Source organism: Thiorhodospira sibirica ATCC 700588 (genome assembly GCF_000227725.2).
GTDB classification, from domain to species: domain Bacteria; phylum Pseudomonadota; class Gammaproteobacteria; order Ectothiorhodospirales; family Ectothiorhodospiraceae; genus Thiorhodospira; species Thiorhodospira sibirica.
Map to the genome: position 1 here is coordinate 1,502,388 of NZ_MU255056.1, position 25,049 is coordinate 1,527,436.

The following is a 25,049-nucleotide window of genomic DNA, read 5'->3' on the forward strand; positions in this document are numbered from 1 at the left end:
GGCTAAGCGTCGGCGCCTGGCCAGGGGCATGGGCTGCCGCTGCTTTTTCTCAGTTGCTGTAAAAACTGGGCGTGAGCGTGTTGTTCGGCGGCGCTGGCGCGCACGATTTTTAAGCTGGGGCGAGGGTCTGTCAGGCGGCGCTGCTGTGGTGCGGTGTCGGCGGCGCTGCTGCTGTCTTGTGCGCTGGCTAACAGCAAGGTGACCTGGCCACCGGTCATTGCCAGATAGACCTCGGCCAGGATGCGCGCATCCAGCAAGGCGCCGTGCAGTTCGCGGTTGGTGTTGTCTACGCCATAGCGTTTGCACAGGGCGTCCAGGCTGACGCGGGAGCCGGGATGCAGGCGCCTGGCCATGACCAAGGTGTCGGTGATGTGGCAGCGGCTGCCGAGTTTGCCGGGATGGGGGGTAAGCCGCGCCAGTTCCGCATCAATGAAGCCCACATCGAAGGGGGCGTTGTGGATGATCAGTTCCGCCCCGCTGACAAAGGCGAGAAATTCATCGGCTATCTGGGCAAAGCGCGGTTTGTCGGCGAGAAATTCGTTGCTGATACCGTGGACGGCGCGGGCTTCTTCATCAATCTCGCGATCAGGTTGCAGGTAGTGATGGAAGTGCTGGCCAGTGAGACGCCGCTCAATCAGCTCCACCGCACCGATTTCGATGATGCGGTGTCCCTGGGCGGGTTCAAGGCCGGTGGTTTCGGTATCGAGAATAATCTGGCGTTGCATGACAGTCTCATTGGCGTGGGGAAAAACTCTCCCCCTGCCAAGGGGGAGTCTCGCCGCAGGCGGGGAGGGGGTCAGGTGTAAAAACTAACCACCCCGCCCTTCGGGTACCCCTCCTTGAAATAAGGAGGGGGGTGCTTGCTTATCTGGGCAAGTCAGAGCTGCCCATCAGCCAGCAGTCCACGGCCCGGGCACATTGGCGACCTTCGCGGATGGCCCAGACCACCAGCGATTGGCCGCGTCGCATATCACCGGCGGCGAAGATGCCTTGGCTGCTGGTGTGATAGGCGGTGTCGCCTTCGGTGGGGGCGGCGATGTTGCCGCGTCCGTCCAGCGCAAGCCCGGCCTGCTCCTGAAGTTGAGCCAGCATGCCTTCCTGCACCGGATGCACAAAGCCCATTGCCAGCAAGACCAGGTCGGCCTTGATCACGCCTTCGCTGCCGGGGATTTCGTGCATGGTAAAACGCCCTTGGGCATCTTTTTCCCAGCGCACCTTGATGTATTCCACCGCCTTGACCCGGCCATGGTCATCGCCCACAAAGCGTTTGGTGGCGATATTCCACATCCGCGTGCAGCCTTCCTCCTGTGAACTGGAGGTGCGCATCCGGTTGGGCCAGTTGGGCCAGGTCAGGGCCTTGTTTTCCTTTTCCGGGGGTTGGTCGAGGATTTCAATCTGGGTGACAGAATGTGCCCCGTGGCGGTTGGAGGTGCCGATGCAGTCTGAGCCAGTGTCGCCACCGCCGATTACCAAGACATCACGGCCCTCGGCGCTGATGAAGTCCTCATCGGGCACAAATACGCCTTGCACGCGCTTGCTGTTGCGGGCCAGAAAGTCCATCGCAAAGTGAATGCCGCTGAGTTCGCGTCCCGCTGCGGGCAAGTCGCGGGGTTTTTCCGCCCCGCCAGCCAGTACCAGCGCATCGTAATCACGGCGCAGTTGCGCTACAGAGACATCGACCCCGACGTGGGTGTTGGTGTGAAACTCCACGCCTTCGGTGCGCATCTGGGACACGCGCCGATCAATCAACCTCTTGTCGAGTTTGAAATCGGGGATGCCATAGCGCAGCAGGCCGCCGACCTTATCGGCCTTTTCAAACACCGCGACATAATGCCCGGCGCGGGCCAGTTGCTGGGCACAGGCCAGGCCCGCCGGACCAGAGCCGACCACGGCAATGCGTTTGCTGGTGCGCCGCTGGGCTACCTGTGGCTTGATCCAGCCCTCAGCCCAGGCGCGATCAATGATGGCGCATTCCAGGGTCTTGATGGTGACCGGGACATCATCAATGTTGAGGGTGCAGGCAGCCTCGCACGGTGCCGGACAAATGCGCCCGGTGAACTCGGGGAAATTGTTGGTGGAGTGCAGGACTTCGATGGCCTGACGCCAGTCGTTGCGATAGACCAGATCATTGAAATCCGGGATGATATTGTTGATCGGACAGCCCTGATGACAAAAGGGGATGCCGCAATCCATGCAGCGGGCGCCCTGTTGTTTGAGTTCATCGGCAGGCAGTGGCAGGACGAACTCCTGATAATGTACCACGCGCTTGGCAACCGCATCATAGCGGCGGTCGCGGCGTTGATATTCCATAAATCCGGTTGGCTTACCCATAGACGGCAATCCCCTTGAGCGGCTTGTTAACATGTGGTGGGCGGCTTTGCTTGGCCTTGATCTGTTCCAGTGCATTGCGGTAATCCACCGGCATGATCTTGACAAAACGCGGCAGACTTTGCGCCCAGTTTTCGAGCAGATGGCGGGCCAGCGCCGAATCGGTGTAGTGCAGATGACGACGGATCAACAGCTGCAAGCGGGCGGCGTCATAGCGCGTGGCATCACCCAGAATCGCGGCCTCATCGACGCCTTCGCTGTCTTCAGCGGCGCTGATGGGCAACAGCTCAACCATCGCCTGGTTGCAGCGCTGGGAAAAATCCCCATCCTCGTCATAGACATAGGCAATACCGCCTGACATCCCGGCAGCAAAATTGCGCCCGGTTTGCCCCAGACACACTACGATACCGCCGGTCATGTATTCACAGCCATGATCGCCCAGCCCCTCGACCACCGCATAGGCGCCGGAATTGCGCACCGCAAAGCGCTCACCGGCCACACCACGGAAATAGCATTCGCCATTGATGGCCCCATACAGCACGGTATTGCCGACGATGATATTGTCCTCAGCCCGGGCAATGGCGGCCTGTTTGGGCGGATAAATCACGATGCGCCCGCCGGATAAGCCTTTGCCCACATAGTCATTGGCCTCGCCTTCCAGTTCTACCGTGACCCCACGCGCCAGCCATGCCCCAAAGGACTGCCCGCCGATGCCTTGAGCCTTGATGTAGATGGTGTCATCGGGCAAACCGGCATGACCATAGCGTTGCGCGACCCGTCCGGAGAGCATGGCGCCAACGGTGCGGTTGTAATTTTTCACGGTGGTGTTGATGCGCACCGGTTCACCGCGTAGCAGCGCTGCTTCGGCCTGGGCGATCAGGGTATGATCCAGCGCATGTTCCAGCCCGTGCTGTTGCTGTTCGCAGTGATGAACGGCGACTTCGGCAGGCATCTGCGGTTTTTGCAAAAGTCTGGAGAAATCCAGCCCCTGGGCCTTCCAGTGCTCGATGGCACGGCGCATTTGCAGGCGATCCGATTGACCGATCATCTCCTTGAAGGTGCGGAAACCCAGTTTCGCCATCAGCTGGCGCACCTCTTCGGCCACAAAGAAGAAGTAATTGATGACATGCTCCGGCTGACCGGTAAAGCGCTTGCGCAATTCCGGGTCCTGGGTGGCAACCCCAACCGGGCAGGTATTCAAGTGGCATTTGCGCATCATGATGCAGCCACTGACAATCAAGGGCGCGGTGGCAAAGCCAAATTCATCCGCGCCCAGCAGCGCCCCAATCACCACATCGCGCCCGGTGCGCAGACCTCCATCGGTTTGCACCACAATGCGCCCGCGCAGGCGGTTGAGCACCAGCGTCTGATGGGTTTCGGCCAGACCGATTTCCCACGGACTGCCGGCATGTTTAATCGAGGTCAGCGGACTGGCCCCGGTGCCGCCTTCATAGCCGGAAATGGTGACATGATCGGCATGCGCCTTAGACACTCCGGCAGCCACCGTACCCACGCCGATTTCAGACACCAGCTTGACGGAGATGCGCGCCTCGGGGTTGACGTTTTTCAGGTCATGAATCAGTTGCGCCAGGTCTTCAATGGAATAAATATCATGATGCGGCGGCGGCGAAATCAGCCCCACGCCAGGGGTGGAATGACGCACCCGCGCAATTTGGGCATTGACCTTGTGACCGGGTAGTTGCCCGCCCTCGCCGGGCTTGGCCCCTTGGGCGATTTTGATCTGAATCTCATCGCCATTGACCAGATATTCCGTCGTCACCCCAAAGCGCCCGGAGGCTACCTGCTTGATCGCAGAACGCTCTGGATTGGCGCGTCCATCGGGCAGCGGGGTAAAGCGTTCGGGTTCTTCGCCACCCTCGCCGGTGTTGGATTTGCCGCCGAGTGCATTCATCGCTTTGGCCAGATTGGAATGCGCCTCGTAGGAGATGGACCCAAAGGACATCGCCCCGGTGGCAAAGCGCTTGACAATCTCGCTGGCCGGTTCGACCTCTTCCAGCGGAATCGGCGTGGGGGCAAAATCAAAGTCCATCAGACCGCGCAAGGTCAGCAGGCGCTCGTTTTGCTCGTTGATCCGGTGCGCATATTCTTCATAGGTCTTGGCATCATTGGCGCGGGTGGCGTGCTGTAATTTGGCGATGGTATCCGGCGTCCAGACATGATCCTCGCCGCGAATGCGGAAGGCATAATCCCCGCCCACGTCCAGTTGACGCCGATAAATATGCTCGCCGCCATAGGCCTGGGTATGCAGACGCACCGCCTCACGCGCCACCTCAGACAGGCCAATGCCTTCGATGCGGCCATGTGTGCCGGTGAAATATTTTTCAATGAAGGTGCTATGCAACCCGACCGCATCGAAAATCTGCGCGCCGCAATAAGATTCCAGGGTGGAGATGCCCATTTTCGACATCACCTTCAATAAGCCCTTGCCAATCGCCTTGATATAGCGCTTCTGCGCCTCCTCAAAGCTCAAAGACGCTCCCAGCGAGGGCAACAGGGACTCAATGGTATCAAAGGCCAGATAGGGGTTAATCGCCTCAGCCCCATAGCCTGACAGGGTGGCAAAATGATGTACTTCCAGGGCTGCGCCGGTTTCCACCACAATCCCTGAGCTGGTACGCAGCCCCCGGCGGATCAGGTGATGATGCACTGCCGCCGTGGCCAGCAGGGCCGGAATCGGGATGTGGTTATAGTTGGTGTTGCGATCCGAGAGAATCAGGATATTGTAGCCATCCAGCACCGCCTGCTCGGCTTGCTGACACAGCTGCGCCAGTGCCGCCTCCATGCCCTGCGCCCCTTCGCTGGCGGGATAGACCATATCCAGGGTGCGCGTGCGGAAGGTCCCAGCGAGGCTGTATTCAATATGGCGGATGCGCTCCAGATCCTGATTGGTCAACACCGGCTGGGCGGTTTCCAGACGCCAGTGCTTGCCGGCATCGTGAATGCCCAACAGATTCGGACGCGGGCCAATGATGCACACCAGCGACATCACCAATTCCTCGCGGATGGGATCAATCGGTGGATTGGTGACCTGGGCAAAATTCTGTTTGAAATAGGTGGAGAGATGTTTGGAACGGCTGGAGAGTACGGATACCGGATTGTCAGCCCCCATCGAGCCAACCGCCTCGGCGCCATCGCGCACCATCGGCGTGAGCAGGAATTTCAGATCCTCCTGGGTATAGCCAAAGGCCTGCTGCATATCCAGCAAGGTGGCATCATCGGGTGACATCGGCCCCACGCTGGTGGGCAATTCTTCCAGACGGATCTGGGTTTTTTTCAGCCATTCGCCATAGGGCTTGGCCTGTGCAAGCTGGGTTTTGATCTCCTGATCATCAATGATGCGCCCCTGCTCCAGATCAATCAGCAGCATCTTGCCCGGTTGCAGGCGCCATTTCTTGATGATGCGCTCCTGGGCAATATCCAAAACGCCCATCTCCGAGGCCATCATCACGATGTCATCATTGGTCACCAGATAGCGCGCCGGCCGCAAGCCATTGCGATCCAGGGTGGCACCGATCTGGCGGCCATCGGTAAAGGCCATCGCCGCCGGGCCATCCCACGGCTCCATCAGCGCCATGTGGTATTCATAAAAGGCCCGCCGCTGCTCATCCATCAATACATTGCCAGACCAGGCCTCGGGAATCAGGATCATCATCGCATGGGCCAGCGAATAACCGCCCATCACCAGCAATTCCAGCGCATTATCAAAGCAGGCCGAATCCGACTGCCCCTCAGGAATCAGCGGCCAGATGGAATCCAGATCATCGCCCAACACCTCAGAGCGCATGGTATGTCGGCGTGCGGCCATCCAGTTCACATTACCGCGCAGGGTGTTGATCTCGCCGTTATGGCAGACCATACGAAATGGCTGCGCCAGGTCCCAGGTCGGAAAGGTATTGGTGGAAAAACGCTGATGCACCAAAGCCAGGGCACTGGTGAAGCGCTCATCCTGCAAATCCAGATAATATTTGCCCACCTGATCTGCCAGCAGCATCCCCTTATAATTCACCGTGCGTGAAGACATTGAGCACACATAATAGGCGCTTTGTCCCAGCTCACGAATCGCATTATCCATGCGTTTCCTGATCACAAACAGCTTGCGTTCGAAACTGTCCTGGTCGGCACAATTTGCCCCACGCTCGATAAATACCTGACGCACCACCGGCTCGGAGGGCAACACACTCACCCCCAGGTCACGGTTATCCACCGGCACATCACGCCAGCCCAGCAGGCGTTGTCCGCCTTCGTCGATATAGCGGGCAATGGTCTGCTCCAATTGTGCCCGCAGCGCGCCATCTTGCGGCAAAAACACCATGCCGATGCCATAATGCCCCACGGCTGGCAGGGTAAAATCCAGCACCGCCCGGAAAAAAGCGTCCGGAATCTGCACCAGAATGCCCGCACCATCACCCGCCTTCGGATCAGCACCCACTGCACCGCGATGCGCCAGACGCTCCAGAATTTCCAGACCCTGGGCGACAATGGCATGACTTTTTTGATTTTTGATATGGCAGATGAACCCAACGCCACAGGCGTCGTGTTCAAGCGCAGGGTCATAAAGTCCCTGCGCGGGGGGAAGGGCACGAAGGCTCATGGAAGTTACTCTCGCGTGTAAAAAACATAAAAATATAAGGAAAACTAAAGATGAGTCCGGGTAGGATCGACACATTATAAACGCGAAAGCGCCTCACACGACACCCGCCCTGTAAATTGGCGGCGTTTTTTATCAAGCTACCGCGCCTGGAACGCCGCATCTGGGATCGCCGAGTACCCGCCTGGCACGCAGTGGCGTTGGCTATATAGCGTGGCGGCACCTTCCCGGTGTCGCTTTTAATTGATGCAAGTTAGTAGAAGTTTATGCCATCTTTGCTATGCTTTACGGTATATGCCGGGCGGTGATGGTTACCATTGGCTGGTGTCCGGCGAGGTATGGTGGGCGCGTGTGCGCCTGCCATCGTGATTGACTTTATCCACGGAAGCAAAGACTCATGCAGCAGACCTACAATTACAAGGTGGTGCGTCAGTTTGCCTTCATGACCCTGGTATGGGGCATTGTGGGCATGTTGGTCGGGGTGATCCTGGCCGCACAGCTGGTTTGGCCACAGCTGAATTTTGAGATTAGTTGGCTCAGCTATGGTCGGCTGCGCCCCTTGCATACCAATGCGGTGATCTTTGCCTTTGGGGGGTCGGCGCTATTTGCGGCCTCTTATTACATTGTGCAGCGCACCTGTCAGACGCGGCTGTTTAGTGATGGCCTGGCGGCCTTTACTTTCTGGGGCTGGCAGGTGGTGATTGTGCTGGCGGCGATTACCCTGCCGCTGGGGATGACCACCAGTAAGGAATATGCTGAGCTGGAATGGCCCATCGGGATTTTGATTGCCATTGTCTGGGTGGCCTATGCCATCGTGTTTTTCGGCACCATTGCCAAGCGGCGGGTGCGGCATATCTATGTCGCCAACTGGTTTTTCGGGGCCTTTATTGTGGTGATTGCGATTTTGCATATCGTCAACAATATGGCCATTCCGGTGAGTCTGTTTAAGTCCTATTCGATCTATCCGGGCACCATGGATGCGATGGTGCAGTGGTGGTATGGGCATAATGCGGTGGGCTTTTTCCTCACGGCGGCCTTTCTGGGCATGATGTATTACTTTGTGCCCAAACAGGCCGGGCGTCCGATTTATTCTTATCGTCTGTCGGTGGTGCATTTTTGGGCCTTGGTGTCTTTGTATATGTGGGCCGGGCCGCATCATCTGCATTACACCGCGCTGCCCGATTGGGTGCAGACGCTGGGGATGGTGTTTTCGCTGATGTTGTTGGCACCTTCCTGGGGGGGGATGATTAACGGCATCATGACCTTATCCGGGGCCTGGCATAAGCTGCGCACCGATCCGATTCTGCGTTTCTTGATTGTCTCGCTGTCGTTTTACGGGATGGCCACTTTTGAAGGGCCGATGATGTCGATCAAGACGGTCAATGCACTGTCGCACTATACCGAGTGGACCATCGGCCATGTCCACGGCGGGGCCTTGGGCTGGGTGGCAATGATCTCGATCGGTTCTTTGTATGCGCTGTTTCCGGCCTTGTTTGGCAAGGAGCGGATGTATTCCATCAAGGCCATTGAGTGGCATTTCTGGCTGTCTACCATCGGGGTGGTGCTGTATATCGTCTCGATGTGGATTGCCGGGGTCATGCAGGGGCTGATGTGGCGTTCGGTCAACGAAGACGGCACGCTGACCTACAGCTTTATGGAATCACTGGTGCAGATGTATCCTTATTATCTGGTGCGCTTTATCGGCGGTCTGTTGTTCCTGCTGGGCATGTTCATTATGGTGTGGAATGTCTGGAAGACCGTCGCCAACAGTACGCCGACGGTGCATCCTGTTCCGCAAACCGCGCATTGAGGATTCTGCGATGAGTCATGAAATCGTTGAGAAAAACCTGTTTTTGATGATCACGCTGATTGTGCTGGTGGTCAGCGTGGCGGGGCTGGTGCAGATTCTGCCGCTGTTTTTCCTTAAAAGCACCACCGAGCCGATTGCCGGGATGCAGCCCTACACCGCCTTGCAGCTGGAAGGGCGAGATGTATATATCCGCGAGGGCTGCGTGGGGTGTCATTCGCAGATGGTGCGCCCCTTTCGGGCCGAGACGGAACGCTATGGGCATTATTCGTTAGCCGGGGAGTTTGTCTGGGATCATCCCTTCTTGTGGGGTTCCAAGCGCACCGGGCCGGATCTGGCGCGGGTGGGCGGACGTTACAGCGATGAGTGGCATCGTCTGCATCTGATTGATCCGCGCTCGGTGGTGCCCGAATCCAATATGCCGGCCTATCCGTGGCTGGAGCGACGGCTGATCAACGCTGAACTGACCCCGCGCAAATTGCGGGCCATGCGGCGGCTGGGCGTACCCTATACGGATGCAGACATTGCCGCCAGCCGTGCGGCGGTGGACGGTAAAACCGAGATGGATGCCCTGATCGCCTATTTACAGGTGCTGGGCACCGCCATTTCTCATCAGAGGTAAGCGGGCATGGTCTATGGCTTGATTCACGGCATTATCACCCTGATGCTGATGCTGATTTTCGCGGGCATTGTGTGGTGGGCCTACAGCAAAAAACAAAAGCCGCGCTTTGATGAGGCTGCCAATCTGCCCTTTGCCGATGAGCCGGTCCTCAAAAAACAGCCGCCGCAGCAAGGAGGAGATCATCATGACTGAACACGATATGAGCAGTTTCTGGCACGTTTGGGTCATTGGTTTGACCCTGCTAAATATCGCCGGGATGGTGTGGCTGCTGTGGTGGACCAGCAAGCGCCGTCCCGGTGAGGTGGCGCAAGGCGAGCAGACCGGTCATGTCTGGGATGGTGATTTATCCGAATATAACAATCCCCTGCCGCGCTGGTGGCTGTGGATGTTTTATCTCACCATCGCCTTCTCTGTGATTTATCTGCTGCTGTATCCGGGGCTTGGGCGCTTTGCCGGGTTTCTCGGTTGGTCATCGGTGGGGCAATTTGAGCAGGAGATGGAACGTGCCGAGGCGCGTTTTGGCCCCATCTTTGCTGAATATGCCGCTCGCCCCATTCCCGAACTGGCGCAAGATCCCCAGGCTCGACTGACCGGGCAGCGGCTGTATCTGAATTATTGCGCGACCTGCCACGGCACAGATGCACGCGGTGCCCCCGGCTTTCCTGATCTGGCTGATGCCCACTGGCAATGGGGCGGCACCCCGGAGGCGATCAAGGCCAGCATTCTGGATGGACGCCAGGGCATTATGCCAGCCATGGGCCTGGCTCTGGGCGAGGCGGGTGTGGCACAGGTGGTGCATTATGTGCTGTCTTTATCAGAGCGTGCGGATGCCGATCCGAGTCTTGCTGAACAGGGCCAGCCCGTGTTTGCGATGATGTGTGCGGCCTGTCATGGTGCTAGTGGTGAAGGTATGAGTGCCATGGGCGCGCCCGACCTGACCCGCAACACCTGGCTGTATGGCGGCTCGGTGCGGGCCATAACACACACCATCAACGAAGGCCGTCATGGCATCATGCCACCGTTTCGGGATTTTCTGGGCGAAGACCGGGTGCATGTGCTGGCAGCCTATCTCTACGGCCTTAATCAATGAGCTTTCGCATAGCGCCTGATTTGAACACAAAAGTTAGCGAAAGTTAATAAACGTAGGCAGGGCTTAAAGTTACCAAACGCCCTGCCGATCAATCTTTAAGACTTTACCAAGCATGTGCTATCTAGATAGCGTCGTTAGAACCTGTTCAAAGTCTTCTAAAAATAGCCGATAATAGCAAGATGAGACATACCTATCCGAGTGACCTCCGTCGAGAGCCGTTCGAGCAGATTCGTGCCTTAGAAGCTGCTTGGAAACTACCGCTTCAAACCAAGCGGTTAGCCATCAGTCGAATCATTGCGAGATAAATCCAGGCTTCGCTGCTCGACATCAAGCGCTCGTAGTCCTTGCTCAGACGGCGTGAGTGGTTCAGCCAGCCAAAGGTCCGCTCAACAACCCAGCGTCGCGGCAACAAAACAAACCCTCGGCGCTCCTTGGGACGCAAGACCCCCGTCAAGACGAAACGAAAGCGCTGGGCAACCCAGTCAACCAGGCGTCCACTGTAGCCGCCGTCAACCCAGATTTTGCGCAGCTTTTTGCAATGACCGGGGAGATGGCGCAGGAGTTGGCGCGCCCCATCACGGTCTTGCACGCTGGCGGCGGTGACAACGACGGCCAGCACCAGCCCCAGGGTATCGACCAGAAGATGGCGTTTGCGGTCCTTGATCTTCTTGCCGGCGTCATAGCCGCGCTCACCAGGGATCGACGCTTTGGCTGTCCAGACACCCGGCGCTTGGATGCTTGTGACGCCCGTGGCGTTGCTGTAGCCGAGCGCGTAGCCTGTCATGAAGACGCTGCCAGGTTCCATCGCGCCGCCAGCGATTGAAGTCATAGTACACTGCCGACCAGGCAGGAAAGTCGTGCGGCAGCTGACGCCACTGGCAGCCCGTCTGCAGGACATAGAAGATCGCATTGATGACTTGGCGCATGCTGAGCTTACGAGGGCGCCCGACCGGGGCGCTCGGCAACAGCGGCTTGATCGCCTTCCAGGCGCCCTCGCTGAGGTGACTCGGGTAGCGTTTTTTTGCGAATCTTCTTGCTGCATTTCTAGGGCATGTGGGCCACTTCCTAGAAAAAATCGTAGGTTAAGCCATTACGCGATTAATTTCCAAACAGCCTCTTAGGGAAGTCGTGGCGTATCAGTCTATTGACTTGCTCATTAGCGCCCAGGGCTTTCAAGGTGACTTCTTCTCCCTTGCTGCCAGCAGGCGAGCGACAGAGACGTGCGGCTTGGTTCGATCGTGGGATCGCTGCGGTGCAGGTTTCTTCGGACCCCGCTTCGCCTTGTGGTAGCGGCTCAGTTTGGTCCGCTCGGCCTGCGCTAGGAGCCAGGCAGCGAAGTCCACAACGGCCAAGGTGTGGAAGACCGTCCAGTCCTCTGAATCGACAATCTCACAGAGGCTCTCTGCCGTATTGCTGATGTGTCTGGCCATGTAGTAGCCAGAAAGGTTGTCAGCCTCCTCGCCGTGCGCTACACGCAACGCCGCCTTGGCCACGGAGAGCACATTGTAGGTAATGACTGCGCAGGCGAACGCGAAGAGTGCTGCCGGCGGATGGGCCAAGGTGTCGACCTCGCAGCGTAACGCCTTGGTTAAATGCAGGAAGGCGGTCTCAACGCACCAACGTTCGAGGTACAGGTCCGCCAGGTAGACGGCATCGGCGCTCTGCGCCGGGACGGTGGTGAAGAGGTCAATTCGATCATCACCGTCGCGCGTCGGCTCGTTCAAGCGGATCCGAATCCGCCGCAACCGGACTCTGCGACCCTCTTTGCCGGTCAACTCCACCCACTGCTCGGCCACCGATCCAGTCTCGGTTTGACCAATTTCTCTCATCGGCTCGAGGGGGTCGAAGCGTACCTGCTCGTGGGCACGGATCAAGAAATAACCACCTCGGTCGGCCACCCCCCGGAGAAAGCCATGGGTGCAGAAGTTGCGATCCGCCAACCACAGATCATCGGGCTCCACATCCGCTAGCCCCGCGCCTAGTAGTGCCCGCTCCTGCGTGTAGGCATCTTCGCAAGGATAGAGCGCAATGATCAGTTCCTTGGCCGGATCGAAGACGGCTAAAGTCTTGCCCGGCAGCGGGGCAGCCTTGTGGTGGCGAGTCTCTTTGAGCCGGTGCTCACGGGCGCCCAGACAGTTGCCGTCGAGTACTTTGACACGAAAGCCCGGTAGGAGCGGCTCACGGGCACCATCCAACTCATCGATCAGCGCACTGGCCTGCTCGGCGCCGTAGGTCACCCACTGGGCCGACGTCTCTATGCTCAGTCCATTCAACTTGTTGTAGACTGAGGTCACTGAAACGGGGATCGACTCTTTGTCCGCTGGGTAGGCGGCATATATTGATGTCTGTTGCCGCAGCACCACTTTGGTCATCAGTCTAAAAAGACTAGAAAACAGCAAGTTGCGAGTATATTGCTGCTCTGAGTTGGCATCAAACCACGCATCAAGCTTGACCGGGTCAAGGCAGCGCTCGAATAGGGCGCGGATCATGACGGGGAACGCTCGGCGAAGCGGCGCAAAATCGGGGAGAGTTCGATCATGGGAAGCAGGCCCTCGTTGGCGGTCACATCGACATCCAGCCCTCTCTGCGGATGCGGCGGAGCTGCTGCATCTTCCGGTGTGACGATCTCAGTGGGCATGCGCGTCCTACGACATGCTGTAGCGCCAACCGCCATCATCCAGCATAGATCCTAACCCGGAAGCACTGGTGCCTGCGAGTTGAACGTCTAGCTTTGATTTTATTTCACCTTGAAAGGCTTGCTCATTAGCGCCCCGCTGCCAAGGGGCATGGGGGTAGGCAAAGTAGACGTCCATCCCCTTGGGGCGACAGAAGTCGGCGTGCGCCGCTCTCTCGGTGCCATTGTCCCGGGTTGCCGTCTGGCAGAGACTCTCTGGCACCCCGCCAAAGAGGTGTTGTGCGGTCGTTGCAAAGGTACGGGCCTGCTTGTCAGGCAGGTGTCCGGCGATCATGAAACGGGTTTTGCGCGCGACAAAGGTGGCGATCCCACCCCGATTCTTCGCGCTGACCACCGAGTCGCCTTCCCAGTCGCCGACCCTGCTTCGCTTGGCGACGACTTCAGGGCGCTCCGTGATATCGACCCGCCCGGGGGAATGCGACTGTGGGGCGGTTACGGCTGTGTCGGCCTTGGCGGGTCTTATGGGCTCTCCATAGGCACTTGGCTTGGGTCGTCCCGCAGCCAGACGCTGGGCATGCTCTGCGTCGCCGCCGCCGGAGGCATTACGCGCCTATTCACGCGAAATGGTTGAGTGGTGCCGCCCGAGCGCTCGTCCCATGGCACGCGGCCCCTAATTAGCGCGATGCATATCAGCCATCACGCAACGGTGAGATTCGATAAGATGGCGGTAGGACATATCGAGATTCCTTCAGGATTTGTTTTGCAAAACCCATCCTGCCGGATTCCTCGGGATGTCCTCCTATCTCAGGTGGTGCACTTGGAACTTGAGCCCGCCATTCGCTGAACTGAGGTTATGGAGGTGGGCATGGGAAGCTGACCAACAAGCGGCATGCGGACGTCATGCGTGATATTCGGGTGATGCTGGCCCACATTGAAGAAACCACGCCGGATGCGTTTTCTCCAGAAAAATTATCGAATAAACAACAGGGTGAAAATTTGCGTTCTGGCATTTCAGCGGTTCAGTATGGTACCAACAACGCCGGGCTTGCCGTTTTTGACATCCTCCCCGCCCTACCTGCCTGCGCCGCGTGCGTCGCGGCAGGCAGGAAGGACGGGGATTCCTAACCTCACGATCAGGATTTTCTGCTTCGCCGAGACCTGCCAAATGCCTCAAAGAGACACCGGACTTACAGTTTCTCCACAGACTAACCCCGCCAGCCCGGCGGTTAAAATATAGATAGCATCCATGTATAAAGAGAGCAAGCTACCAAAGAGGAGGCGTCGGGAACAGGAGCACGCTTTGCGTGCTGCGCTATCCCTCCCCGGCCTTGCGGCCGGGGTTTCCCGCGCAAACTGATGAATACCACCTCGACAAAAACCACACCCTGACACTGCTCACTGGCTACGATGCCAAAGCCCGTTTCAAAGTCATCCAACGCTGGCAAGAACTCGAAGCCCAGCAGACAGCCACCGCCTCACCGCCATTTTCCCCACCCGCCACCGTCTTCTTCCCACCCAGCCCAGTGACACCCCTGATTGAGCGGGTTTGCGCCAAAGGCGAATTACTCAAAACCTCGGTACACATTCTCAAACCCTCCCAACCCAGCATCCTGCGAATGCTCCATGAACTTGGCGCCAGTGAAGGACTGGATACCGGCTTTCTCCCCGCCTACAGCGAAGAATCCGTGGTGCAATCCCTCACCGCCCTGCTCAAACAACACCACAGCCGCTACAGTGCCCGGGCGGTCAATCGGGTATTGCTTGATATGGGGATACTGGAAGAACTCACCCGCCCCAGCCGCAGCGGCAGCAAGCGTTTTAAACATCTCACCGAAGCGGGTTTACGCTATGGACGCAACGAAACCAGCGCACAAAACCCGCGAGAAACCCAGCCGCTGTATTATGTGGAACACTTCCCGGAATTACTGGCGCGCATTGAGACGGCCTTAGGCCAGCGGCGTAATGGTCAATGCGGTGACGGCTTCTAGACGTCACCAGCCGTGGCGGCATCAAAATGATGTCGCCTTCTTTCAGTCTTCTTCCGGGTGTTCAGGTTTCTGCGCTGGGACGGAGGGGGGTTGCTTTTGCGGCAGTTGGGCCTCAAGTATGGCCAGGCGCTGGGTCAGGCGGCGGATGCGTCGTTCCTGGCGCGAACGCTCCAGGTCCATTGTCAGCATTTTAATCAGGATCAAGCCCATACCGATAAACACTGGCAAAATCGGCGGATAGGCAATGCCTAACAGGGCGGCAATATAATCCACCATGGAAGGCATGAGACTGATCAGAATCACTGCCACAGACACCAACAACCACCATACGGCAAAGGGGCCGTGCAGGTGATTGCGCCGTACCAGGTAGAAAATGGTCCCGGCGATCGCCAGTCCAATCAGTGCAGAGGTCCATTGATAGGAAATCATCACGATGTTTTATCCCGCCGGTGTCGGCCAATATCGGCGATACATAATACGCTGCTTTCCAGCATGTATTTCAAGACCACCCACCACGAAGGAAATACCCGCGAGGCTCCTTTCAGGCGCGGCCACATGGTCACCGGGACTTCTTCAATCCGCAAGCGGCGACGGCGTAACAGCATCAATACCCCGACATCCTGATAATCAAGCAGGCTGGCTTCTTTTGAGGCCAGCAGTTGCATGGCCTTGTGGTTGTAGGCGCGAAAGCCTGAGGTCAGGTCTTCAATGGCCAGCCCGGTGAGCAGCTTAAAATATCGCCAGGCTAGACGTCGCAGCGGGCTAACCCGTGCGGGACACGCACCGATCACGACATCAGCCTGCCCGGTAAGCATGGGCTTGAGTAAATTCGGCACAAAGGCAGGCTCATGTTGGCCGTCGGCATCCAGCGTGACCACATACGCACAGCCCTGCGCCAAGGCATAGCGGATGCCTGTCTGGGTCGCACCCCAGGCGCCGAGCTGAAGCGTGAGTGACAGCACGATAGCACCGGCCTCTCGCGCCACCGTAGCGGTGGCGTCCTGACTGCCATCATCGACCACGATGACCCGCTGACTTAGGCCACATGCGGCCCTGACCACCTCGGCCACGGCCTCTTGTTCATTGTAGGCGGGGATGATAATCGCCAGATCAGCGGGCAGTGATGACGGCATTGGCTCAGACGGCAAAACGCTGATAGACATGCAGGGTCTGTTGTGCGCACGCTGCCCAGCTAAACTGCCCGACACGGTTTTGGCCTGCCTGGATCAGATGGGCACGTAGAGCAGGATCATCAATGATTTGCTGCATTGCCTGCGCAATGGCATCGACATCATACGGATCGACCAAACAGGCAGCATCCCCGGCCACCTCCGGCAGGGCGGTGGTGTTGGCGGTGATCACCGGTATCCCACTGGCAAAGCCTTCGAGAATGGTCAGACCAAAGCCTTCATAGAGTGAGGGATGCACCAAGGCTTGTGCCCCTTGATACAGGACCATGAGATCTGCACGCGGCACATATTCCAGCCAGCGCACCGGCTCATGGCGGGCGGCCTGTTTGAGTGTGTCGATGAAGGCGCGCATGCACCAGCCGGGCTGGCCCACGATGATCAAGGGATGGCGGCGGCGGGCGGCTTGATCCAGACGGGCATGAGCCGCCAACAGGCGCTCAAGATTTTTGCGCGGCTGCAAGGTGCCCACAAACAGAAAATAGCCCGGCTGCAGATGGTAGCGGCTGAGGATGTGTTCGCGCTGGCGAGTGGGCAGCGGAGCAAATTCTTGCGCCTCAACGCCCAGCGGAATGACGGTGATGCGCTCCGGGGCGATGTCGGCATGGGTGATCAGATCGGCGCGACTGTGGGCTGAGATGGTGATGATGTGATCGGCCCAGTGCAAGACCTTGCGAAACAGCTGCGCTTTGAGACGGGCATGTTTGGCAAAGGCCCAGTGCGGATGCGTGATGGGAATGGTGTCCATCACGGTGGCAATCAGCGGCAGCCCACGCAGGCGCGGAATGTGATGATCGGTGGCATGAACCAGATCAAAAGCGCGACACAAACGCCGGTTTCCCCAAAACGGCAGGCTACTGAGCACGGCGGGGAGTAGCCCCTGTGCATAGCGATAGGGCAGCGTTAGGGGCTGTGGTGTGCCCGTTGGGGCAGGTTGCGCGGTGCGAAACTGCAATGGCTGAAAATCGAAGGGGGTGGACGGTTGCTGCAGGGCCTGCCAGAGTTTTTGGGTGTAAATGCCGATGCCGTCCAGATGCCCGCTGGCGGCACCCTGCGCCCAGGCGGTGACTCCAAAGGCCACTCTCATGGAGCCGCCGATAGCCCTGTCTGATACATCCATTGCAGGGTTTCGCGCATGGAATACAGCGGACGCTTACCGAGCAGTTGCTGCCATTTTTGGGGATTGCCGCACAGTGTGCGTATCTCGTTATCGCGCACAAACTCAGGATTAACCTGCACCTCAATGGTATAGCCCGCAATGGCATTGAGCATGGCCAGAATCTCATCCAGAGACACCGCCACACCAGAGCAGAGGTTGATGATTTCGCTGTGTACCGGGCTTGCTAACAGATCGGCATACAGCGCCACCACGTCGCGGATGTCGAGAAAGTCCCGGCGGATGTCGGTATTGCCCAGTTCAATCACCGGGCTACGACGCTGGTAATGGGCCACCAGCTTGGGAATCAGAAAACGCGGGTCCTGCCCTGGCCCGGTATAATTGAAGGGACGCGTAATGATCAGCGGCAGGCGTTTAAACCAGCTCATCACCAGGTGTTCCATCGCCAGCTTGCTGATGGCGTAGTGATTAATCGGGCTGGGGCAACAGTCCTCATCAATAGGATCCATGCCGGGGTTGCCATAGACATTGGCGCTGCTGGCAATCACTATTTTTTTAGGCGTATAAGGCAAGGCCACCAGGGCATCCAGCAGATACGACGTGCCCAGCAGATTGACCTGATAAAAGGCCTCAAGCTGCTGGTGTGCCACAAAGGAGATGGCGGCCAGATGGATGACATAATCAGGCTGCGTCTCGGCCAGGGCCTGCGCCAGGGTCTGCGGCTGGCAGATATCGCAGACGATTTCCTCGCCGTCGAGGTGACTGCCAGTGGTATGGCGGTTGAGCGCAATGGTGGTCATACCCCGCGCCTGCAGGGCGGCGATGAGATGCTGGCCGGTGAAGCCACCGGCACCGGTGATCAAAACCCGTGGCGCTGGCATCTATCGCTCTCTCTAGTGAGGGCCTTTGCAGGCGGGTTGCAAACGTTGCAGATCGGCACGAACCATCATCGCGCACAGGCCTTCCAGCGTTGTTTGCGCTGACCAACCAAGCTCTCGCGCCGCCTTGGAGGCATCGCCAATCAGCACATCCACCTCTGCCGGGCGATAAAAGGCCGGGTTGATGCGCACCAAAGTCTTGCCAGAGCCTGGATCAATGCCGCGCTCGAATTCTCCGCTGCCTTCCCAACGTAGCTCCATCTCGGCGGCTTTGCAGGCCAGGCTGACAAAATCACGCACGGTTTCGGTGCGCTGGGTGGCCAGCACATAGGTGTCTGGATGATCAGCCTGTAACATACGATACATGCCCTCAACGTATTCCTGGGCATAGCCCCAGTCACGTTTGGCATCGAGATTGCCCAGTTCCAGCACCTCTGCCAGACCGAGCCTGATGCGGGCCACACCATCGGTGATCTTGCGCGTGACAAACTCCAGACCGCGCAAGGGAGATTCGTGATTAAACAAGATCCCACTGGTGGCGAAGATGTCATAGGATTCACGATAATTCACCGTGATCCAGTGCGCATACAGCTTGGCGACCCCGTAAGGACTGCGGGGGTGAAAAGGGGTTTGCTCATCTTGTGGAATGGCCTGCACCTTGCCAAACATTTCCGAGGTCGAGGCCTGATAAAAACGGATGCGCGGATTCACGATGCGAATCGCTTCCAGCAGATTCAGCGCCCCAAGGCCGCTGACCTGAGCCGTGGCCAGCGGCTGATCAAAGGACACACCGACAAAGCTTTGCGCCGCGAGGTTATACACCTCCTCCGGCTGAATCTGCGCCAGCAAACGAATGGCACCGCCCAGATCGGTCAGATCAAAAGGCTGCAAATGCAGCTGCGGATGGTGGGTAATGCCCAGTTCATCCAGCCGCCAGAGGTTGACCGTGCTGGCGCGACGATAAGCGCCATGCACACGATAGCCCCGCTTCAGCAAAAGCTGCGCCAGATAGGCGCCATCCTGTCCGGTAATGCCGGTAATCAATGCAGTTTTCACGCAGGACTCCGTTGGCCGCGTTTAGCGGTGATATTCGCCCGAGCGCTCGGGCTGATGCACCACTTCCTCAATGCGCACGCGCAAGAGCCCACCGCCGGGTTTTGGCCAGTCAATCTCACAGCCTTCCGACAAGCCCAGCAAGGCACTGCCCACCGGTGCCAGAATTGAAATTTTCTCGCCGCTGCCATCAAGGTCTTTGGGATAGACCAGAGTCAGGCAGAATTCTTCCTGCGAGGCATCCACCTTAAAGCGCACCTTGGAGTTCATCGTCACCACATTAGGCGGCATCAAGCGCGGCTCAACCACCTCAGCACGATACAGCTCAGCGGCCAGAGCCTCCATTCCAGGGACACTGTGCGCCGGCAAGGATTCGAGCAGGTTTTCCAAGCGCTCCAGATCCATGGATGAAATAATAATCTTGGGTTTATCCGACACGGGCGGTACTCGCAAACAGCGCAGAAAATGCGGGAAATGGCTTGGAACCCAATGGGTTACAGCAGCCCTAAAATGCAAAAAGGGGATGCCTAAACATTCCCCCTATTGCACGTTTAATTTGGCGATGAGCACACGGTGTGCTTAATCATTGCTATCTGGACGATCCACCAGTTCGACATAAGCCATCGGGGCATTGTCACCGGGGCGGAATCCGGCCTTGAGAATGCGCATATAACCACCGGGGCGGCTTTGATAACGTGGCGCAAGCTCAGTAAATAATTTGCCAACGACTTCCTTATCACGCAGACGGGCAAAGGCCAAACGGCGCTTGTGCACATCATCCTGCTTGGCTAAAGTAATCAGCGGCTCGGCAACGCGACGCAGTTCTTTGGCCTTCGGTAAGGTGGTACGGATGGCCTCATGACGGAACAAAGACACAGCCAGGCTTTGCAGTGTAGCCTTACGGTGTGCACTGTTACGGCTAAGCTGGCGGCCACTATTACGATGACGCATGGGGGCAGATCCTTAAAAATAAAGTGTTTCAGTCGGCGACAAAGACCGGGCCTATCAGCACAACAAACCGCGTGCTCAGGAGCTGGTCTTTTTCTCGTGTTCCTTCAATCCTGGGGGTGGCCAGTTTTCCAGACGCATCCCCATCGACAGTCCGTGTGAGGCGAGCACATCCTTGATTTCAGTCAAGGACTTTTTACCCAGATTGGGCGTTTTCAGAAGCTCAACTTCGGTGCGCTGAATCAAATCACCGATGTAGTAAATATTTTCTGCCTTGAGGCAATTCGCAGAGCGCACCGTCAGTTCCAGATCATCCACAGGACGCAACAAAATCGGATCAATATCCGTCTGTCGGCTTTCATGTGTAATCACTTCGTGACCCTGCAACTCCACAAAGGCGCTGAGCTGTGATTGCAGGACTCCGGCCGCCTCACGAATGGCATCTTCAGGATTGATGGTCCCGTTGGTTTCCAGCTCAATCACCAGACGATCCATGTCGGTGCGCTGCTCAAAGCGGGCACTTTCAACCCGATAGGCCACCCGACGAATCGGACTGAAGCTGGCATCCAGCATCAGGCGACCAATCAACTGGTCTTCTGTCTCAGCAAAGCGACGGGTACTCACCGGCTGATAGCCACGGCCTTTGACGACCTTGAGGCTCATATTCAGCTCGCCGCTTTTGGTCAGATGCGCGATCACATGCTGCGGATTGATCACCTCAACATCATGATCCAGCGTAATATCTCCGGCAGTGACCACCCCTGGGCCTTTTTTGCGCAGGCTGAGATTGGCTTCTTCACGGGTGTGCATACGCATGGCGATGCCTTTGAGATTCAACAGGATGTCAACGACATCCTCCTGTACCCCCTCGACGGTCGTGTACTCATGTAACACGCCTTCGATTTGCGCCTCCACGATTGCACATCCGGGAATGGATGAGATCAGAATGCGGCGCAAGGCATTACCCAGAGTATGCCCAAAGCCGCGATCCAAAGGCTCAAGGATGACCCGAGACACCATCGGACCGATGCTTTGCACCTCAACATGGCGAGGTTTAAGCAATGGGTTAACTTTAGTCTGCATTAAAGCACTCGCAGGCGGTTACTTGGAGTAAAGCTCCACCACCAAGGATTCATTGATATCAGATGGCAAATCGCTGCGTTCAGGCATATTTTTGAACGTGCCTTCCATCTTCTTGGCGTCAACCTCGACCCAATCAGGGAAGCCATACTGCTCGGCCAATGACAGTGCATCCTGAATGCGTACCTGTTTTTTGGCCTTTTCACGGATGCTGATGACATCTGCAGAACGCACCTGGAAGGAAGGAATATTGACCACCTTGCCATTGACTAAAATCGCTTTATGACCGACCAGCTGACGCGCTTCTGAGCGGGTCACACCAAAGCCCATGCGATAAACCACGTTATCCAGGCGCGATTCCAGCAATTTGAGCAGGTTTTCACCGGTTGAGCCTTTCTGCCGCGAGGCTTCCTGATAATAGTTGCGGAACTGGCGCTCCAGTACACCATAAATACGGCGCAGCTTTTGCTTTTCACGCAACTGTACCCCATAGTCCGACAGACGACCACGGCGGTCACCATGCTGGCCGGGGGCCTTGTCAAGCTTGCACTTGGTATCCAGCGAACGGGCACGACTCTTCAAACTGAGGTCGGTGCCTTCGCGACGGCTTAATTTACACTTAGGTCCAATATAACGTGCCATGTCAATCTACGCTCCCGACTAGACACGCCGCTTTTTAGGCGGACGGCAACCGTTGTGAGGAATCGGGGTAATATCACTGATGTTGGTGATTTTGTAACCGATGTTATTCAATGCGCGCACAGCAGATTCACGCCCCGGCCCAGGACCCTTGACAAGCACTTCCAGGTTCTTCAAGCCGTATTCCTGCGCGGCGGTGCCAGCACGCTCTGCCGCCACCTGTGCAGCAAATGGCGTGCTTTTGCGGGAACCGCGAAAACCGGAGCCACCAGACGTGGCCCAGGAAAGGGTGTTCCCTTGACGATCAGTAATCGTCACGATGGTGTTATTAAACGAGGCAAAGATATGCGCAACACCATCAGATACGCTTTTTTTAACCTTTTTGCGGGTACGGGTAGGGGCCTGTGCCATGCATGATTCCTGTAAAACGAAATGATTTACTTACGAATGGGGCGACGCGGCCCCTTGCGGGTGCGCGCATTGGTGCGAGTGCGTTGCCCGTTAAGTGGCAAGCCACGACGATGACGCAAGCCACGATAGCAACCCAGATCCATCAAGCGCTTGATATTCATTGCAACTTCACGACGCAGATCGCCTTCAACCGCAAAACGGCCAACCTCGGCGCGAACCTTTTCAATTTCCTCATCCGAAAGGTCACGGATTTTTCGTTCGGGTGTGACACCCGCCGCAGCACAAATCGTTTGCGCCCGGGTCGGCCCGATGCCATAAATCGCCTGCAGTGCAATGACCGCATGCTTATGGTCGGGAATATTGATGCCTGCAACACGAGCCATGCAGCTTTCTCCAAAAACCGGCGGAAAAGCCAGTAATTATATCTAAGGTGTGCGATTAAAGCAAACCTGCAACAACAAAGCACACTGCCAGACCGCTAAGCATGTGTTCCAAGCCAGCCTGACAGTGCGCGATGGATGCGCAGCGGTTAACCCTGACGCTGTTTGTGACGTGGATCGCTGCAAATAACACGAACCACACCATGACGCCGAATGACTTTGCAATTGCGGCAGATTCTTTTTACAGAAGCGCGAACTTTCATTTTTGTACATCCCTCAAAAAAAACCAGCCTCAACGACGCGGCAGACCGGATTTACCATAATTTTTCAGATTGGCCTTGCGCATCAAGCCATCGTATTGATGCGTCATCAGGTGCGCCTGTAACTGCGCCATGAAATCCATGACCACAATGACGATAATCAGCAGCGAAGTGCCCCCGAAATAAAACGGCACACTCCAATATAAAATCAAAAATTCCGGCATCAAGCACACGGCCGTGATGTAAATCGCACCCACCGCTGTCAGTCGGGTCATTACGCCATCAATGTAGCGTTCGGTCTGCACCCCCGGACGAATGCCGGGAATAAACGCACCGGATTTTTTCAGATTATCTGCCGTCTCTCGCGAATTAAATACCAAGGCGGTATAAAAAAAGCAAAAGAAGATAATCGCTGCGGCATAGGCCATGACATACAAGGGCTGACCGGGTGCCAGAGTCATGGATAAATCACGCAGCCAGCTCATGCCCTCGGCCTGACCAAACCACTGCCCCAGCGTTGCCGGAAACAGAATGATACTGGAGGCAAAAATCGGCGGAATGACCCCGGCCATATTCAGCTTCAAGGGCAAATGACTGCTTTGTCCACCATAGACCTTGCGTCCTACCTGACGCTTGGCATAATTGACGGTAATGCGCCGCTGCCCTCGCTCGACAAAGACCACAAAGGCCGTTACCGCAAAAGCCATCGCCAGCAGAATGATCACAAAGGCAGGCGAGAGCTCGCCGGTGCGCGCCAATTCCAGCGTACCGCCAATCGCTGCAGGCAATCCCGCCACAATACCAGCAAAGATAATGATCGAGATGCCGTTGCCGATACCGCGTTCCGTAATCTGTTCACCCAGCCACATCAAAAACATGGTGCCGGTAACCAGGGTCACGACAGTGGTGAAGATAAACCCAAAGCCTGGGTTGATCGCCATGCTCATGCCGCCGATCTGCTGGCCGTTTAACGCAATGCCGATACCGATACTCTGAAACAATGCCAGCACCACGGTACCGTAGCGCGTGTATTGAGTAATCTTGCGACGTCCCGCTTCGCCTTCTTTTTTCAGCTGCTCCAGGCGCGGAACCACTGCGGTCAGCAGCTGCATGATAATCGCCGCCGAGATATAAGGCATGATCCCCAGCGCGAAGATACTCAAACGCTCCAGCGCCCCTCCTGAAAACATGTTAAACATGTCCAGGATGGTGCCAGAGTGCTGATCAAAAAACTGCGATACCGCAATGGGGTTAATGCCCGGCACCGGAATAAAGGTACCGATGCGATACACGACCAGCGCCAAAATGACAAATAACAGACGCTGACGCAGTTCGGTGATCTTGCCAATCCCGCCGAGGGAACCCGCCGCTGATCTAGGCATGGCCACGGTCGATTAGTCCTCGATTGTACCGCCTGCGGCCAGAATCGCTTCGCGAGCGCCCTTGGTCACAGCCAGCCCTTTAAGGGTAACGGCTTTATCCAGTTTACCCGAGGCAATCACTTTTACCTGCTTGGCCTTGGCGGAAACCAGATTGGCCGCCTTCAGCGACAGCAGATCAATCACGCCATCAAGCTTGCCCAGTTCGTGCAAACGCAATTCTGCTGTTTCACCGATCTTGGGTGAATTGAAGCCAAATTTTGGCAGACGACGCTGCAAAGGCATCTGACCGCCTTCAAAACCAACTTTGTGGAAACCGCCGGCCCGGGATTTTTGCCCCTTATGGCCACGACCACAGGTTTTGCCCAAGCCAGAACCGATACCACGACCGACGCGCCGGGCTTCTTTACGACTGCCCGGAGCGGGACTGAGTGTATTTAAGCGCATATCAGGCCTCCTCAACCTTGAGCAGATAAGACACGCGGTTCATCATGCCGCGATTTTCCGGGGTGTCTTTAACGATCACCGGATTGTGAATACGGCGAATGCCTAAGCCCCGCACACAGGCTTGATGCGACTTCAGGCGACCATGAATACTGCGTACCATGGTAACCTTTAAGGATTTTGCCTCTGACATC

General features: G+C 57.1%; 27 protein-coding genes and 2 pseudogenes. 6 read left to right on the forward strand and 23 right to left on the reverse strand.

The window, feature by feature from the left end:
- Window positions 1-2: 2 nt before the first annotated feature.
- From dnaQ to gltB, 3 genes are all read right to left on the reverse strand, one after another.
- Entirely contained in the window at window positions 3-725 is a 723-nt protein-coding gene (dnaQ, locus tag THISIDRAFT_RS07160) for a DNA polymerase III subunit epsilon (RefSeq protein WP_006787658.1), read from the reverse strand.
- 139 nt (window positions 726-864) lie between these two features.
- Window positions 865-2,331: a glutamate synthase subunit beta gene (locus tag THISIDRAFT_RS07165; protein ID WP_006787659.1), complete on the reverse strand. Its 1,467-nt coding sequence runs from the start codon at window positions 2,329-2,331 to the stop codon at window positions 865-867.
- The gene (gene gltB, locus THISIDRAFT_RS07170; RefSeq protein ID WP_006787660.1) at window positions 2,324-6,940 is read right to left on the reverse strand and encodes a glutamate synthase large subunit; all 4,617 of its coding nucleotides are present in this window, start codon (window positions 6,938-6,940) and stop codon (window positions 2,324-2,326) included. Before gltB ends, THISIDRAFT_RS07165 begins: the two co-directional genes overlap by 8 nt.
- Window positions 6,941-7,334: 394 nt before the next feature.
- On the opposite strand from gltB, the gene ccoN reads away from it, so the two are divergent.
- Genes ccoN through ccoP form a run of 4 tightly spaced genes read left to right on the forward strand, consistent with a single transcriptional unit; the run spans window position 7,335 to window position 10,456 of the window.
- Window positions 7,335-8,747 carry a cytochrome-c oxidase, cbb3-type subunit I gene (ccoN, locus tag THISIDRAFT_RS07175; protein WP_006787661.1) on the forward strand — a complete coding sequence of 471 codons (1,413 nt, stop codon included), beginning with the start codon at window positions 7,335-7,337 and terminating at the stop codon, window positions 8,745-8,747.
- 10 nt (window positions 8,748-8,757) lie between these two features.
- Window positions 8,758-9,366, forward strand: a complete 609-nt coding sequence (gene ccoO / locus THISIDRAFT_RS07180; protein WP_006787662.1) for a cytochrome-c oxidase, cbb3-type subunit II — start codon at window positions 8,758-8,760, stop codon at window positions 9,364-9,366.
- Between the two features lie 6 nt (window positions 9,367-9,372).
- On the forward strand, window positions 9,373-9,558 hold the full coding sequence (locus THISIDRAFT_RS07185; RefSeq protein WP_006787663.1) for a CcoQ/FixQ family Cbb3-type cytochrome c oxidase assembly chaperone: 186 nt from the start codon (window positions 9,373-9,375) through the stop codon (window positions 9,556-9,558).
- The gene (gene ccoP / locus THISIDRAFT_RS07190) at window positions 9,551-10,456 is read left to right on the forward strand and encodes a cytochrome-c oxidase, cbb3-type subunit III (RefSeq protein ID WP_006787664.1); all 906 of its coding nucleotides are present in this window, start codon (window positions 9,551-9,553) and stop codon (window positions 10,454-10,456) included. Before THISIDRAFT_RS07185 ends, ccoP begins: the two co-directional genes overlap by 8 nt.
- 262 nt (window positions 10,457-10,718) lie before the next feature.
- Here the strand turns inward: ccoP and THISIDRAFT_RS07195 are convergent.
- From THISIDRAFT_RS07195 to THISIDRAFT_RS15355, 5 genes and pseudogenes are all read right to left on the reverse strand, one after another.
- Window positions 10,719-11,485: pseudogene (locus THISIDRAFT_RS07195) on the reverse strand (IS5 family transposase).
- Between the two features lie 143 nt (window positions 11,486-11,628).
- Entirely contained in the window at window positions 11,629-12,945 is a 1,317-nt protein-coding gene (locus THISIDRAFT_RS07200) for a transposase (RefSeq protein WP_006787666.1), read from the reverse strand.
- On the reverse strand, window positions 12,942-13,094 hold the full coding sequence (locus THISIDRAFT_RS07205) for a hypothetical protein (RefSeq protein ID WP_006787667.1): 153 nt from the start codon (window positions 13,092-13,094) through the stop codon (window positions 12,942-12,944). The genes THISIDRAFT_RS07200 and THISIDRAFT_RS07205 overlap by 4 nt, the downstream gene beginning before the upstream one ends.
- 7 nt (window positions 13,095-13,101) lie before the next feature.
- Entirely contained in the window at window positions 13,102-13,656 is a 555-nt protein-coding gene (locus THISIDRAFT_RS15350; protein WP_139064032.1) for an IS30 family transposase, read from the reverse strand.
- A 45-nt stretch (window positions 13,657-13,701) separates the two neighbouring features.
- Window positions 13,702-13,755 (reverse strand): annotated as a pseudogene (locus THISIDRAFT_RS15355) (helix-turn-helix domain-containing protein); the annotation flags it as partial.
- Window positions 13,756-13,991: 236 nt separating this feature from the next.
- Between THISIDRAFT_RS15355 and THISIDRAFT_RS07220 the strand changes: the two are divergent.
- Together THISIDRAFT_RS07220 and THISIDRAFT_RS07225 are read left to right on the forward strand one after the other, a co-directional pair.
- Window positions 13,992-14,216 (forward strand): hypothetical protein, encoded by a 225-nt coding sequence (locus tag THISIDRAFT_RS07220; protein WP_006787669.1) that lies wholly within the window; start codon window positions 13,992-13,994, stop codon window positions 14,214-14,216.
- 179 nt (window positions 14,217-14,395) lie between these two features.
- Complete coding sequence (locus THISIDRAFT_RS07225; RefSeq protein WP_006787670.1) at window positions 14,396-15,079, forward strand: Rha family transcriptional regulator; 684 nt, start codon at window positions 14,396-14,398, stop codon at window positions 15,077-15,079.
- Between the two features lie 42 nt (window positions 15,080-15,121).
- Here THISIDRAFT_RS07225 and THISIDRAFT_RS07230 read toward each other — a convergent pair whose 3' ends face one another.
- The 15 genes from THISIDRAFT_RS07230 to rpmD form a co-directional block, all read right to left on the reverse strand.
- The gene (locus THISIDRAFT_RS07230; protein ID WP_006787671.1) at window positions 15,122-15,508 is read right to left on the reverse strand and encodes a DUF2304 domain-containing protein; all 387 of its coding nucleotides are present in this window, start codon (window positions 15,506-15,508) and stop codon (window positions 15,122-15,124) included.
- Complete coding sequence (locus THISIDRAFT_RS07235; protein ID WP_246585347.1) at window positions 15,508-16,242, reverse strand: glycosyltransferase family 2 protein; 735 nt, start codon at window positions 16,240-16,242, stop codon at window positions 15,508-15,510. The genes THISIDRAFT_RS07230 and THISIDRAFT_RS07235 overlap by 1 nt, the downstream gene beginning before the upstream one ends.
- The gene (locus THISIDRAFT_RS07240) at window positions 16,217-17,353 is read right to left on the reverse strand and encodes a glycosyltransferase family 4 protein (RefSeq protein ID WP_006787673.1); all 1,137 of its coding nucleotides are present in this window, start codon (window positions 17,351-17,353) and stop codon (window positions 16,217-16,219) included. Before THISIDRAFT_RS07240 ends, THISIDRAFT_RS07235 begins: the two co-directional genes overlap by 26 nt.
- Window positions 17,350-18,264: an NAD-dependent epimerase/dehydratase family protein gene (locus THISIDRAFT_RS07245; RefSeq protein WP_006787674.1), complete on the reverse strand. Its 915-nt coding sequence runs from the start codon at window positions 18,262-18,264 to the stop codon at window positions 17,350-17,352. Before THISIDRAFT_RS07245 ends, THISIDRAFT_RS07240 begins: the two co-directional genes overlap by 4 nt.
- A 12-nt stretch (window positions 18,265-18,276) precedes the next feature.
- On the reverse strand, window positions 18,277-19,317 hold the full coding sequence (gene gmd / locus THISIDRAFT_RS07250; protein WP_006787675.1) for a GDP-mannose 4,6-dehydratase: 1,041 nt from the start codon (window positions 19,315-19,317) through the stop codon (window positions 18,277-18,279).
- A gap of 21 nt (window positions 19,318-19,338) precedes the next feature.
- Window positions 19,339-19,752 (reverse strand): nucleoside diphosphate kinase regulator, encoded by a 414-nt coding sequence (rnk, locus tag THISIDRAFT_RS07255; protein WP_006787676.1) that lies wholly within the window; start codon window positions 19,750-19,752, stop codon window positions 19,339-19,341.
- Between the two features lie 141 nt (window positions 19,753-19,893).
- A complete protein-coding gene (rplQ, locus tag THISIDRAFT_RS07260; RefSeq protein ID WP_006787677.1) occupies window positions 19,894-20,265 on the reverse strand; it encodes a 50S ribosomal protein L17 in 372 nt (123 codons plus the stop codon).
- A 75-nt stretch (window positions 20,266-20,340) separates the two neighbouring features.
- Entirely contained in the window at window positions 20,341-21,345 is a 1,005-nt protein-coding gene (locus THISIDRAFT_RS07265) for a DNA-directed RNA polymerase subunit alpha (protein ID WP_006787678.1), read from the reverse strand.
- 18 nt (window positions 21,346-21,363) lie between these two features.
- A complete protein-coding gene (gene rpsD, locus THISIDRAFT_RS07270; protein WP_006787679.1) occupies window positions 21,364-21,984 on the reverse strand; it encodes a 30S ribosomal protein S4 in 621 nt (206 codons plus the stop codon).
- Between the two features lie 18 nt (window positions 21,985-22,002).
- Entirely contained in the window at window positions 22,003-22,392 is a 390-nt protein-coding gene (gene rpsK / locus THISIDRAFT_RS07275) for a 30S ribosomal protein S11 (RefSeq protein ID WP_006787680.1), read from the reverse strand.
- Window positions 22,393-22,418: 26 nt separating this feature from the next.
- The gene (gene rpsM, locus THISIDRAFT_RS07280; RefSeq protein ID WP_006787681.1) at window positions 22,419-22,775 is read right to left on the reverse strand and encodes a 30S ribosomal protein S13; all 357 of its coding nucleotides are present in this window, start codon (window positions 22,773-22,775) and stop codon (window positions 22,419-22,421) included.
- A gap of 146 nt (window positions 22,776-22,921) precedes the next feature.
- Window positions 22,922-23,035 (reverse strand): 50S ribosomal protein L36, encoded by a 114-nt coding sequence (gene rpmJ, locus THISIDRAFT_RS07285; protein ID WP_083824621.1) that lies wholly within the window; start codon window positions 23,033-23,035, stop codon window positions 22,922-22,924.
- Between the two features lie 29 nt (window positions 23,036-23,064).
- Window positions 23,065-24,414: a preprotein translocase subunit SecY gene (gene secY, locus THISIDRAFT_RS07290; protein ID WP_040852458.1), complete on the reverse strand. Its 1,350-nt coding sequence runs from the start codon at window positions 24,412-24,414 to the stop codon at window positions 23,065-23,067.
- A 12-nt stretch (window positions 24,415-24,426) separates the two neighbouring features.
- Window positions 24,427-24,858 carry a 50S ribosomal protein L15 gene (rplO, locus tag THISIDRAFT_RS07295; protein WP_006787683.1) on the reverse strand — a complete coding sequence of 144 codons (432 nt, stop codon included), beginning with the start codon at window positions 24,856-24,858 and terminating at the stop codon, window positions 24,427-24,429.
- A 1-nt stretch (window position 24,859) separates the two neighbouring features.
- Window positions 24,860-25,048, reverse strand: a complete 189-nt coding sequence (gene rpmD / locus THISIDRAFT_RS07300) for a 50S ribosomal protein L30 (RefSeq protein ID WP_040852461.1) — start codon at window positions 25,046-25,048, stop codon at window positions 24,860-24,862.
- Window position 25,049: the final 1 nt, after the last annotated feature.